This is a genomic window from Microscilla marina ATCC 23134, assembly GCF_000169175.1.
GTDB lineage: Bacteria > Bacteroidota > Bacteroidia > Cytophagales > Microscillaceae > Microscilla > Microscilla marina.
Genome location: NZ_AAWS01000007.1, coordinates 213,624 through 227,458, shown reverse-complemented (window position 1 = coordinate 227,458; position 13,835 = coordinate 213,624). Strand labels below are relative to the sequence as shown.

Here is a 13,835-nt window from a genome sequence, read left to right as displayed (position 1 = left end):
AAAAAATACAATATTAATTTGAAATGCCACAAATGCTATCAAGCATTAACAAGGCAACAAATCCCAATTACTAATCAACCACTCTGTTTTTTCCTTAAGGTAGTTTGCCCACCAAGGCAAAGGTTTACCTGGCTTAAAACGAGCCGAATAGTGCAAGGTAGCCAGCACTCCACTTGCACCATACAAGAACTGTATGGTTCTACGCCCTGCCGTGTTTTTTATCCTAAGGGTGAGTTGGGTGTTCCACCAAGATGTTTTGTGCATGGGCAACATTTTTTTTGACTTCCCCTCTTTTTTGCCTAAACTTACCTCTAAAAAACAAATACCATGGGAATATTTAATAGAAAAAGCAGGGTAGAAAAAATAAGTCTGGTGCTTGACCGAGATTCGAGTACATACGATGACTACGAAGAGAAAACTAATAAACGATGGCAAAAGGATTTGGATAAGGTATTTAAGGGCATGAAAAAGAATGGGACACCCGATGAGTTAAAAGAATTTCTAGCTTATCGTTATCCTTTGCATTGTTGGCAGTATGACCTTATTGACATGAAAGAGATTATTAAAAACACTCAAGAAATGGCAATTGATCTGCCCGAAGTTGGCTATATACCGCCAGAAATAGGTCAATTTACAAATTTAAATACATTAATACTCTATGGAAGAGTAACCAATATTGCTGAAGAGCTCCAAAAGCTAAGCAAACTACATACTCTATCTATTGTTTATGATGGAGATTTTCCTGAAGTAATCACTAGGCTAAAAAATTTAGAAGAATTGATCCTCACTCAAGGCAAAATAAACAATATTTCAAAGAATATTTCCCTGCTGAAAAAACTGAGAATTTTTCAATTCAATGTAACACGATATGAAAAGTTCCCACAAGAAATAACAAAATTAAACAACCTAGAGACACTTGGCCTAATGGATAACAAGATTGAAGAGATTCCAGCCTCAATAGAAAGCTTACGGAATTTGGAAAAGTTAATACTTGCCAACAACCCTCTTCAGAAAATCTCACCTAAAATTACTGGGTTAAAAAAACTAAAAGCACTGGATATACGCCACACAAATTTGACAGAGGAAACCAAAATACAACTTCCAAAATGGCTACCTCATACAGAAATTACATTCTAACTTATAAACCAAGCAAAACCTAGAAATATTAACCAAACCATATTTACTCATTAACTCTCAAAACTGAGTTTTCACAAAAGCAAAGACAAATAAATATTCAATCAAGCACCTTCACCTTATGCTATCATACCTAGAATAAGTCAGACAACTGATCCCAATTACTAATCAACCACTCTGTTTTTTCCTTAAGGTAGTTTGCCCACCAAGGTAAAGGTTTACCCGGTTTGAAACGAGCCGAATAGTGCAAGGTAGCCAACACTCCACTTGCACCATATAAGAACTGTATGGTTCTACGCCCTGCCGTGTTTTTTATCCTAAGGGTGAGCTGAGTGTTCCACCAAGATGCTTCGTGCATAGGCAACATTTTTTTGACTTCCCCTCTTTTTTGCCTAAACTTACCTCTAAAAAACAAATACTATGGGACTATTTAATAGAAAAAGTAGGGTAGAAAAAATAAGTCTGGTGCTTGACCGAGATTCGAGCATATACGATGACTATGAAGAAAAGACCAATAAAAAATGGCAAAAGGATTTAGATAAGGTATTTAAAGGCATGAAAAAAAATGGGACACCCGATGAGTTAAAAGAATTTCTAGCTTATCGTTATCCTTTTCACTGTTGGGAGTATGGGTTGGAAGACATGGAAGAGATTGTTCAGAATATGACAAGAATAAGTCCATATTTACCAAAAAGTGGTCAGGTCCCCACCAGAATAGGTGAATTAACCAATTTAGAAACACTAGACTTAGCATATAAATCTATTGGCACAATCCCAGAAGAAATAAGCAAACTACAAAACTTAAAAACATTAATTCTAGGGGGAAATCCTATTAATTATTTCCCAGATAGTATTACAAAGTTAACTAATCTAGAAGAGTTGCTAATGGGAGGGTTTCATTTGGAAGAGGCACCAGAAACTATTAAAAACCTCAAAAACCTAAAAACATTACACTTAATCAATGTTAGATACGAATCATTTCCAAATGCTGTTATAAACTTAGTAGGCTTGCGAGAACTAAACCTAATGGGGAATAAAATTACAGAAATTCCTCCTACAATTAAAAAGCTAACTAATTTAGTCAAACTTAGTCTAGTTGGAAATCCCATTGAGAAAATTCCAGTGGAAATAGCGAACCTTAAATTGCTGAATAAACTTTCTATGCAAAACACTAAAATATCCAACACAACAAAAAGTGATATTAAAAAACTATTGCCCAATGCAATAATAACCTTTTAATACCAAAAAAATGAACATAAGCCTTTCAATTAAATAATTTAAACATATCATTCTTTTATACAAAAATCTCAGACTAAAATAATAAGCGGGAGCGTTCAAAAAATTGTATCTATAAATTTTAACTCATTGATTATCAGTATTAATTTCTTCAAAAAGCACAGTTCAATGAACACTCCCTAATAAGCAAAATATTGTAAAAAATACAATCAAATATTACCAAGGCAATATCTCCCAGTTGCTAATCAACCACTCTGTTTTTTCCTTAAGGTAGTTTGCCCACCAAGGTAAAGGTTTACCCGGCTTAAAACGAGCCGAATAGTGTAAGGTGGCAAGCACTCCACTTGCACCATACAAGAATTGTATGGTTCTGCGCCCTACCGTGTTTTTTATCTTGAGGGTGAGCTGAGTGTTCCACCAAGATGCTTCGTGCATAGGCAGCATTTTTTTTGATTTCCCCTTTTTTTTGCTTAAACTTATCCTTAAAAAAACACACTTCATGGGACTATTTAATAGAAAAAGTAGGGTAGAGTATATACATGAAGCCATTAAACAACATGAAGACATTCATCGTGAGTATGACCAAAAGAAAATTAAAAAAATAACGAAAGATTTTGACAAGGCATTCAAAGATCTCAAAAAGAATGGAACACCCGATGAATTAAAAAGCCTTCTAGCCTACCATTATCCCTTTCACTGCTGGCAATACGGGCTCACTGACATGAAAGAAACCATTATAAACACTCAAGAAATGGCAGTTAACTTACCTGAGATAGGATACATACCACCAGAAATAGGTCAATTTATAAACCTAAACACATTAGTAATATATGGAAGAGTACATAGTATTACCGAAGAACTTCAAAAACTAAACAAACTACAAGTTCTATCTATTGTTTACGACGGCGATTTTCCTGAGGTAATTGTTAAACTAGAAAGTTTAGAAGAGCTTGTACTTACCCATAGCACTATTAGGAATCCTCATCCAAAAATAACTGAATTAAAACAACTAAAAATATTACAGCTCAATCATACTAATATTGATGAAATCTCTGTTGAGATTACTCAGATTTCTAATTTAGAAAAGCTTGGATTAATTAGAAATAACATAACATCCATCCCATCATCTATCGTCAATCTAACCAAGCTAAAAGAATTAAACCTTGCATATAATCCTATCACCAACATTCCAATGAACATTGGCTTGCTTAAACAACTTAAGTACCTAAGTTTAAAGAAAGCCAATCTATCTAATGAACAAAAGGAATTTCTAAGAAACTCTTTACCTAATGCTTCAATTATTTTTTAATGGTTAAGGTAAGTATGGATACTGAAATGCCTAGCTACAGGGTATAAAAACATTGACTCTTGTAAAGAAACAAACTCATATTAATTATTTCACAAGTAACATTGAACATTAAGCCAATCTAGAGATAAAGGCATCCACTGATTTTTTTTTGTAAAAACTGAGAGTGTTCAGTAAACTGTGCTATTTCAAAAAATGCATATTAATTATCAGTGCTTTATATTTTTTTGACACAGTTCCTGAACAGACTCTAGAAACTCAATCACCAACCTAAAGCTACAAACATAATACAACAAAAACTATCAAACATTACCAAGGCAACAAGTCCCAATTACTAATCAACCACTCTGTTTTTTCCTTAAGGTAGTTTGCCCACCAAGGTAAAGGTTTACCCGGCTTAAAACGAGCCGAATAGTGCAAGGTAGCCAGCACTCCACTTGCACCATACAAGAATTGTATGGTTCTGCGCCCTGCCGTGTTTTTTATCCTAAGGGTGAGCTGGGTGTTCCACCAAGATGCCTCGTGCATAGGCAACATTTTTTTTGATTTCCCCTTTTTTTTGCTTAAACTTATCCTTAAAAAAACACACCTCATGGGACTATTTAATAGAAAAAGCAGGGTAGAAAAAATAAGTCTGGTGCTTGACCGAGATTCGAGCATATACGATGACTATGAAGAAAAGGCCGATAAAAAATGGCAAAAGGATTTAGATAAGGTATTTAAAAGCATGAAAAAAAATGGGACTCCCGATGAGTTAAAAGAATTCCTAGCACATAGGTATCCTTTTCACTGTTGGGAGCATGGGTTGGAAGACATGGAGGAAATCATTTTGAACACAAAAGAAATGAGCGTAGAATCACCCAAAAATCATTCTATTCCAACACAAATAGGCCAATGTCAAAATTTAGAAGTTTTCTATCTTATTCAAGGAAGGTTACAAACAATTCCTCCAGAATTTGAAAACCTTAAAAGCTTAAAAACCTTAAGTGTTGTTGTTGACAACGAATTTCCAGAAGTAATTTCTCGCTTGACAAACCTACAAGAATTAATACTTACCCAAAGCAATATTGACAAAATACCAAAACACATCAATAAACTAAAAAAGTTAAAAAAGTTAGAACTAAACGATCTACATTATGGCACCTTTCCTTTGGAAGTCTGTCAACTACCTCAGCTCTCTGAATTAGGGCTTATGAGAAATGGAATACAAACAGTCCCCCCCTCAATAAGCAACTTAAAAGCATTAACAAAACTTAATCTAACAGGAAATCCCATACAAAGCATATCTCCCAAAATAAATCAGTTAGAAAACCTAAAATCATTATATTTACGAGGTACTAATTTGCCAAAGACTCTTAAAGCACAGCTTTCAGAGTGGCTACCCAACACAGAAATCATAATTTAATCAAACTCCAGGTAATCACAGACTAAATCCATTATAAAAACTCCATAACACCTATAGCTAATCAATCAAAACTACCTTGTTCTAAAATGAAAATAATATCAAAAAGCTACCACTTTCTCGTCCCTAAATTAAAATCATAAATACAATGCTATGATTACCCTTGAGTATCACCAAGGCAGGATATCCCAATTACTAATTAACCATTCTGTCTTTTCCTTAAGGTAATTTGCCCACCAAGGCAAAGGTTTGCCCGGCTTAAAACGAGCCGAATAGTGCAAGGTGGCAAGCACTCCACTTGCACCATACAAGAATTGTATGGTTCTGCGCCCTGCCGTGTTTTTTATCCTGAGGGTGAGCTGGGTATTCCACCAGGATGCTTCGTGCATGGGCAGCATTTTTTGTTTGGCGCCAGAGGTTTTAAAAATAAAATCTTTTTCCATATCGTTCAGCTCACTAAACTTAAGCCCTTCAATCAGAATCAACTCTTTGATTAACTCCCCCTCGGCATCTTTAGTGGGGTTATCACCTTTGTATACACAATACAGGGCTGTTTCGGGGTCATTGTCTAACACATATTTTTGCACATTTGCGAGCGAAATGTTCTTGCCCGAAGTACCTATAGGACGACGGGTACGGGTAATTTTGCTACTCGAATTACTCCCTTGCAATCCATACACTACCCAACCAGGCTGTACCTCGTACTCTCCTGCTTTTTTCTTGATTACCTGATCCCATAAACTATTTTTATGGCTATTCCAAGTACTAAATTTTGACCCTTTTAAGTTATTATTAATTCTATTCCCATTTTGAATACGATATTTAATAGCTGCTTTTGCCACCGGCAAAACTCTTAAACCACCACATAAGATTTCAATATCAGTCAAGTTATTTATAGCAAGGTTTTTTAAACCATTGATAAACAATATATTAGACCCTTCAACAAACTTCCCTCCCAACTTATCACTAGAAGACTGTATAGTCATCTTCCTAAGAATTGTTCCAAAACTACTTCTGCTTCTTGTATCCTCCACAAACAAATCTTGTAATAAATAAACCCTCAACAGCCTTTTTAATAAAGTTTCTTGTTTTTTGTCTCCTTTAACAAGCTTATACCCTTTAGCCTTACTAATCCACACTTTGTCATACAATTGTTGGGCAACCTTTCTAAATTCTTGGTTTTGCAACGCACGGGCAATGCCTGCTTCCTCCAGTGTCTTGGTTGAGGCCAGCTTTGTAAGGCTAAATTTAGGCTTGGGGGCGCTTTTGAAAAATACATCAATGCCCAATTCAATCATATGGTAGGTTACTGCCTCAAGTTCTCCAGCAAGCGGTTTGTACTTTGCTGACCAGTTACTGATAATCTGCTCACTGGGACCAATGCGTTTGCGGGCATCGCCTGCGTTGACAAAACCCGCAAAGGCTTTATTACCAAAATAGGCACGTGCTTGTTGGATTAGGTGTTCAAATTCCTTTTTAATGTTCTCTGGAGTAGCCTTTATCTTTCCTGTTTTGGAGTCTTTGTATTTGTTGGTAATCGCTTCCAGTGCCTCTTCTAGAAAATGACTGTACTTAAAATATGTACGAGGGCGGGGGGAAATTTTGCTGCCCTCTCTGGCTATAGGTAAATAGTTAACAGGGCTACCCAATAGTGACTTTTTACGCGGCTCAAGCTTTTTTAGCGCGGGCTTTAGCTTAGCTATCAAGGGCTTTAACAATTTCCTTGCTTGAGACGACAAGACCCCATTGGCATTAGGATCGGGGATGATGGGAAACAACAAACAATGAATTCCATTTTTGTTCTTATTAACTCCCTTGTGCCCAAGTATATGACTGAACAATAGATCACGGTGAATTGCCAACAAATATTTCTCATTGTAAGGAGTTACACCAATGCCAACGGATTCGTTTCGAGCATCGTATTTTGGATTATCTCCCAGGTATGTTTTATCCAAGACCTTTGCCCATTTGTTTGCCAGATTCACGTTTGCTTTTCCTTTATAACGCCAACTGGTCATCTGCTCTAATTTGCCTGTGCTTTTTCCTGTGGCAAGCATTATCTTCACCTTGGTTTGCTCCAGGGTAATTTTGGTAGATACTTTGGGGGCAGTGATTAACTTTTTAGAAGCAATGTTTGCCTGTTGTATCAGTTTGCGGGCAGCATCGGTCCCCAATTGCTGAACCTTTACCAAAAATTCAGGCAAGTTGCCACAATCGTTGTGCACCAATACACTTTGCTTGCCCACATAGTAAGTATGAAAGTTGGCTACTTCAAAATTGTATACCTTTACTGTAGTATCTACTTTTATGAGGCTATCAATGGCTATTTTTCGTTGATTAAACAGCCACAAGCTATCGCCAGGCTGAAGGTTTTCGGCGGCTACCCAACGCCCGGCACTGGCTTCGGAGGCGCCCAAATAAAAGCGGTGGTTGGGGGTAGGTTGGCTCAGGAGCTTGCCTTGGGCATAAATTTTTATCAGCCGTTGGGCTGTTTTTTGGGTGGTGTGCACTACAGGCTGTAACGCTACTTTGCCCGTGCGAATGTTGCGGGCATATACACTGTCTTGAGGGGTGATTTGCTCAATGGGTTTATGACCCTGCTTGGTTTTGATGACAGTACCCGCTGGAAAACAGGGTTGGGTAGCAAGCGTAACCCGATCGCTGCCTTCTGAAACCACCACATATTTCTCCCTTTCTTTGATCAGGTCTTGCCCTTCTATTACCCACTTGGCTATAATATTGATATTGTTTTTAAAGTACTCCCTCTTTCGGTTCTCGTCGTTGCTTCCTTCTTTTTCTAATTTGAGAATGATGTTGCTTACTGATTTGCTGTTGAACGAAACCTGTGCTACATTGGCCATATAAGGTTTTAAGCCAGCCCCCTCAAACAACTTTTTCATGGCATCTTTGAACGATGCATCGTACGAAAACTTGTTTAGGTTATATATTCCCTGTTTTTTGTCTTTTTTGGTTTCACTCAAAAAGTGGATAGTTTCGCCGCCGTCTAAGAAACTAAACCTAAAGGTAAGCCCAGTAGTTTTAAAACTCACCTGGTTGCTTCTGGGTATGACATGACCCAACACTACTGACCATTCCTTCTCATCTAACGAGGTTCCATTGTTTTGAAACACTAAAGAAGGCTTATTCATAAAAGCATAGGCTTGTACATCTTTGGGTACAGCTGCCTTCTTCCTGAATAGTAACCTCAGTAGTTTAGCATAACCTGTAAGTTTTTGCAGGTAGTATTTGGGGGACTGTACCACGTTGGTAGCTACGTGATTATTGCCCCGTTTAATGACTAGCCCATATTGATATTTATATCGCTGTTTTTTTACCCAACCCACAAAAGTACTTTTCGCATTTCCTGCATTATCTAAGTTTTCTCTGCGGATGGTTATCACATTTACGGTATGGCTATCCACCTTGGTTGGGTTATTTACATGCTTTAAGACTGTCTTAAAACCTTCGATGTCCCACCCTTTGATATCCTTAAAAACCAGCATGGTTTTACTTCTATCATAACCAACGCTTCCTAACTCGGTGGTCTTAGTTCCAGGGTTTTTAATATCATTTCCCTTCGATACCAACCAAACCACATCGGTAGCATCTGTGTTGTTTTTCTCTAATACATACTGATTCGGCGACAGCCAAGCTTCTCCTTTGGCTGACTTATTATCTTCAGAAAACTTATGAAAGTACTTAAGTCGGGAGGACGTAGCGCTTGATGCCCACAACTTTACAAACTTATAATCTTTACCCAGGCTTACCGCTTTGTAACGACTACTGTTTGCTTTCTTGAGTAACTCAGTTAATATATCAGCTTTGAGTTGCTGAATATTGTCTAAGTACTTTTTATGCTTCACTTTATTGTCGCTTAATAGCTTTTGAAGATTTTTATCAAAGTTGACGTCAAGTATATCTTTTTGCTCAAATCCTACAGTTTTAATCTTCGCCTTGGCAAATATTACTTTCTTGGTATTTTTATCCTTAAGCACTGTGCCTCCATACTTCATCACTGCCACAAACTCATTTTTATTCGTTTGGGTAGCGTTCTCTACCAGTATTACAGGCTTTTGTGGGTCTTTATACAGCCTAATCTCCAAGCCTGCATTTTCTTCTACTTTTTTGGTGAAGCCTTGGGTTTGACCCCAATCTTTGACCATAGATAAGTATGGATTGGGTTTGCCTTCTACTTTGGTGTTGATGGCAAGAGTGCTAAGGGGTATATTGTCTGATTTTGCTTGTTTGGTTGCTTCCTCATACAGCTTTTTAAAGGCTTCTTTCGGTTTGTATAAACACAATTGTTTATTTTGAAAAAGCTCAGTAAAACGTATGATTCCACCATTGCCTTTTTTATGGGTGAGTTTGGCGATAGTAATGTCCTCAACCTTTGCTACATAAGTCACTTCATTGGCACCTTTACTCATTCGTTTAGACACCTTGATCTCTTGTGCTTTGCCCACACCAATGCCTTGGTCTTTGTGATAAAACACCAGCATTTTTTGTATGTCAAATGTCAGGTGTTGAGCAGTGGCATCTGCATTGAATATCCCCTTCATACGGGTTTCATAATCGTCTTCAGTAATGTGCACCCTCGCCAACTTATCAAAAACACTCTTTAGTTGCTCTTTGGCAAAGAATGCCCCAGCTATTTTCTTGTTTTTATGCCCACCCGTTATTTTCTCATATATTTTGTTGGTGGCTGCCTTGAGTTTGTATTTTTTCAAACTGGCAAAGTTTGGCTCAAAACGTAAATGATAAGGAGACTTCGCCTTGTCATAATTAATTTTATATACTGCCTCTGACAAAGCAGTTTTGTTAGAATTCAGCTCGTAGCCAAGGTAGGCCTCCCATTTCTTCGCCTGGGATAATTCCTTTACAAGAAAAGGCTTGATCGATATTATGGCACCTTTCTTAAAATTATAGCGGTATTGATAGTTCTTTGGATTGGTAAATTGTGCGGGCACTTTTGCTTGCTTAAGCAAGTCAAAACAGGCTTTGTCTTCCTTGGTTTGCCAATGAAGCGCCTCTGCTCTTTTAGAATTTTGGGCAAACAGGGTTATCAGCACATCTTTTTTCAGGTCTTGTGCATCCTTAAAACTCTTTTTGGTGGCACCTGCCTGGTGTTTATCGAGGTATTCTTTTAGTTTTTGGTCGTTGAGTTTAAACTCAAACCTTAGAACGTCATACTTGTCTACAATGGCTTTTGCCAATACTTCGGGTAAGTTTGCACTGCCATTGTTGAGCTTGGCTTCATTGTTTTTTACAATGACCCGCAAGCCTTTGCTTTCTCTGATCAACAAGGCTTTGCCCTTTACCTGTTGTTCTTGGGTAAAACCTCCTTTGGTTGCCCATTCTTTGATCAACTGATGGTATTTGTTGTTCTTTTTAGGCAGTATCACCCCACTGGTCGATTCTTTCCTGGCATCTCCTTCACCTGTGTATTTCTGGTAGAGAGCAGTCAGCAATTTGTGAATAAAATCTTTGTTTTCCCGAAGGTTTCTGGGCAGTCTAGCCAGGTCAAACTGAAGAAGTTTTTCAAAGTTTTCAATTTTCTTGATATTCAGCAACCCCAATGTTTTCTCCTTGTTTGCCCTCAGGGCATCATTTTCTATTTCTACATAGGCTCTAAACTGATCGTTTTTAGGAGAACGGGTTTTAATCTCAGGGGTACAGTTGGTGTTGTGCACCAAAGCTCCTGCATTGCCCACATAATAATTATGGTAGCGTGCCACCATCAAGTTGTAGACGGTTGCTACAGTATCTTTTACAGCAATGCGACAAATGGTGGCTGGTGCAGCCGAACGGGGCAAATGGCGGGTTTTGCTGGCAAGAAGCTGACGGTGGTTAAGTAAAGTCAGTTGGTCACCTTTTTTGAGATTGCCAGCCGATATCCATTGGCCATTTACATAAAAGGGATGCTCAGGGGTGACCCACAGGGTGTCTGTAGTGGTATAAATTTTTACTAATGCCCCAGACGCTTTAACCATCGTAAAAGTAATCTGACCAATTACTTCTTTACCTGTCATTGTATCAAAAGCTTTTACCCAGGCACCTTCCTTTACGTCTTCTATATTCACAACAGTACCATTGGCTAACCATACTTTGGTACCCGCAACGAAGCAAGCAGTTTTGGTAAAACGAACTGCCACCATTTTCTCACCTTTGTCTCCATAACGGGGAACTGTATAAGTAAATCCTTTGGTTGCCGCCCATTTACCAATCACGGTTTTCTTACCATCCGCATTGAGTTTACTTTGGTCATTGGCCGCAGCAGTGATTTTATTGACGTGGTCAGACTCTCGTGTATATACTACATTGATGCCTTTGGTTTGGAGCTTGTTCCAGAGGGCGTCTAGTATGCTTGACTTTTCGTTGTCAGCCGCTCCTTTTTGAATGTCTATTTTTAAGGATTTGAGGCTACTAAAGTAAACGGCGGTGACCAATTCTTTTTTGCTGCTTTCATTTTCTTTTACTACCCATTTTTGCCCCTTGGCAGCCACATAGTACTCTTTTTTAGTAAATACGGTGCCTGTTTTTCCTAGCTTCTTTACTTCTCTTACCTGCACATAACCTTTGCTTTTGAGCCAACGACCCAACGCAGAAGTCTCTGCCGCTTTTTGTGAGGATTTTACATATACTCCGTCTTCGCCTATTACTTTTGACAAAAACTTGCTATAGATGGTGGTTTTACTAACTCCACTTACATTTTTGAGCTCTACAAACCTAAATAGTTTTTGCCCTTCTATATTTACAAACTCCCCCTTTGCTAATAGTTTTTTGGTATCATATTTTTTACGGCTCTTGTTGTATTTTTGTACATATAATTTTTTTGACAAGGTTTTGAGATCAACTATAAACTTGTCTGCCTTATCTTTTTTCTTACCCTTTCCTTTCTTCTTTTTCTTCTTCCAACTCGTTACCTTCTTAAAACCATCCAAGGTTTCTTTTATTATTTTTACCAAGGCCTGCCCATTGACAAGTTTGATGACGGTAAAAATAATGTCTACCATAATCTTACCCACAAAGTAAGACTTGTTATTGATCGCCTTCTTGTACTCCTCCTCATATTGTTGAATCTGTTCATCTACAATCGCCTGAGCCACTACTCCCAAATCATCAATGGTCAATTTTGCCAACAAAGCATCTATTTCTTGCTTGTATTTTTCATCCATCATATACTTAACCAAGTTGCGCATAAGGGCAATCAAGCTTAGTATGCTTTCAGGCGCTGACTGGAGTTGGTCTATCAACCCATTGTATACTCCTGCCAATAAAGGATTAATCGTTTTTTCGGGTTCGGTAAGACCTGGCTTGTTCCAGTCTTTTTCTTTAATTTTTTGTTTTTCTAGGTACTTAATCAAGTCTTTCAACGCTGCCTCGAACAACTTAAGCCCCTGTGCCATCATAATGGCAAAATCGCCGGGGGCTTCGGGTAGGTTCAATATCACGGTTTGGCGGTTTTTGCCTAGCTGTAAGTACTCCCCAAAATTGATGGTCCAAATAGCGTTTAGCCGATCTTTGGCTTCGTCATAGCTAAAGTGCATGCTAATGCGCACTACATTGGCGGGCAGGGTGCGCTCTAACGCCAACTGGTGGGCAGTACGTCCTTTGATCTTGGAAATAAAGTCTTTTTGTGAAGCAATCACGCTTTCTTCGGAGGTAGTGATGACTTCGAGATGAAAAGGGTTTTGAGGGTTGAGAAATTGTTTGAGGAAGACGTCGTCTTCAAAAAAAGAGGTAATATCGCCATTAAAAATCCCGGCAAAGTCGCTCACTTCTACCCGACCTTTGGTAAAGGTTTTCGCCTGGGTCCTTTTATAGGTTCTTACTTTATTGAGCAACTCGGCTCTTTTGGTAAAAGGCATTTTAGAGATGTCAAGCTTTGCCAAAGCTTTGTATTGGGCCAAATTTTCGTTTCCTTTTTTGAATTTACCTGCGGCTTTGTTGATAAACTCGTGCAAGGTAGACACATACATCGTAGTCAAACCCCAAAGCGCCTGGTAAGGAATCAGACTTACTTCCTTTTTGCTCTGGACAAACGACTCTTTGGTTTTTTGTCTGATGGCAGCAATGGCATTTTTGATTGTTTGGACCCCCAAACTCCTGCCAAACACCAAACAAGGATAAAAGCGTTCTGTATACTGCCCGTCTACAGCACCTGCTACAATGTCTTTTGGGTCTTGTTCCCCTTCCTTATTTTTTCTGGTGCTTATGTCAATAAAACTGTCTAAGTTGAGCAACAAACCTTTGGTTTGGGCTTCGTTTAGTTTACTGCCCCTAAAAACCTCAGCAGTAAATGCCTGGATAGCCTTTTGTGAGTCTTCGTATAGCTTAGACTTATCGTTTCCAAACGGACGCATGGTATTTTTGGTCGTTACTGAGTCCTTTTCAAGTTCGGTTACCTCGGCAAACTGCAACAACAAAGGAGGGGGGATGATGATATAAAACGCGACCTTTTCGGTGCCTTCTTCATTGACTCCCTTCAAATACTCGTTGAGCGTATCTCGCTTGCCAGGAGTAAAAGTAGGTTGACCATAATATTTCTCGCGACCATCTACCACATAGCTTTGGGCGGCTTTAGGCAAACGGGCATTTTGTACAATTTGCTGGTCGAGCAAACCAATCATCTGCTGCACCCGGCTTTTGGTATAATAGTAGCCTTGGATACTAGTGCTATCGCTGGCTTGTGCTCCCAACGAAACCACAAGCAAAACAATTGTCAATAAAAAGTAACCAATATTTTTCATCATTGTT

At 38.5% G+C, this 13,835-nt stretch carries 9 protein-coding genes; 4 read left to right on the top strand and 5 right to left on the bottom strand.

The features are described 5' to 3' along the window. Positions 1-45 precede the first annotated feature (45 nt). The gene (locus tag M23134_RS08245; RefSeq protein WP_232296789.1) at positions 46-264 is read right to left on the bottom strand and encodes a hypothetical protein; all 219 of its coding nucleotides are present in this window, start codon (positions 262-264) and stop codon (positions 46-48) included. A gap of 63 nt (positions 265-327) precedes the next feature. On the opposite strand from M23134_RS08245, the gene M23134_RS08240 reads away from it, so the two are divergent. Further along, positions 328-1,137 (top strand): leucine-rich repeat domain-containing protein, encoded by an 810-nt coding sequence (locus M23134_RS08240; RefSeq protein ID WP_002695346.1) that lies wholly within the window; start codon positions 328-330, stop codon positions 1,135-1,137. A gap of 130 nt (positions 1,138-1,267) precedes the next feature. On the opposite strand, the gene M23134_RS08235 is transcribed toward M23134_RS08240, so the two are convergent. After that, positions 1,268-1,492, bottom strand: coding sequence for a hypothetical protein (locus M23134_RS08235; RefSeq protein ID WP_232296788.1), 225 nt, complete (start codon positions 1,490-1,492; stop codon positions 1,268-1,270). A gap of 62 nt (positions 1,493-1,554) precedes the next feature. Here M23134_RS08235 and M23134_RS37720 point away from each other — a divergent pair, with 62 nt between their 5' ends. Continuing rightward, positions 1,555-2,373, top strand: coding sequence for a leucine-rich repeat domain-containing protein (locus tag M23134_RS37720; protein ID WP_002695344.1), 819 nt, complete (start codon positions 1,555-1,557; stop codon positions 2,371-2,373). 213 nt (positions 2,374-2,586) lie between these two features. Here the strand turns inward: M23134_RS37720 and M23134_RS08225 are convergent, their stop codons facing one another. Continuing rightward, complete coding sequence (locus tag M23134_RS08225; protein ID WP_232296787.1) at positions 2,587-2,805, bottom strand: hypothetical protein; 219 nt, start codon at positions 2,803-2,805, stop codon at positions 2,587-2,589. Positions 2,806-2,869: 64 nt separating this feature from the next. Here M23134_RS08225 and M23134_RS08220 point away from each other — a divergent pair, with 64 nt between their 5' ends. Then, entirely contained in the window at positions 2,870-3,679 is an 810-nt protein-coding gene (locus tag M23134_RS08220) for a leucine-rich repeat domain-containing protein (RefSeq protein WP_002695343.1), read from the top strand. Positions 3,680-3,985: 306 nt separating this feature from the next. Here the strand turns inward: M23134_RS08220 and M23134_RS08215 are convergent, their stop codons facing one another. Further along, positions 3,986-4,204, bottom strand: a complete 219-nt coding sequence (locus M23134_RS08215; protein ID WP_232296786.1) for a hypothetical protein — start codon at positions 4,202-4,204, stop codon at positions 3,986-3,988. A gap of 64 nt (positions 4,205-4,268) precedes the next feature. Between M23134_RS08215 and M23134_RS37715 the strand changes: the two genes are divergently transcribed. Then, positions 4,269-5,081 carry a leucine-rich repeat domain-containing protein gene (locus tag M23134_RS37715; protein ID WP_002695338.1) on the top strand — a complete coding sequence of 271 codons (813 nt, stop codon included), beginning with the start codon at positions 4,269-4,271 and terminating at the stop codon, positions 5,079-5,081. Between the two features lie 167 nt (positions 5,082-5,248). Here M23134_RS37715 and M23134_RS40460 read toward each other — a convergent pair whose 3' ends face one another. Further along, on the bottom strand, positions 5,249-13,831 hold the full coding sequence (locus tag M23134_RS40460; RefSeq protein WP_002695337.1) for a hint domain-containing protein: 8,583 nt from the start codon (positions 13,829-13,831) through the stop codon (positions 5,249-5,251). Between the last annotated feature and the right edge of the window lie 4 nt (positions 13,832-13,835).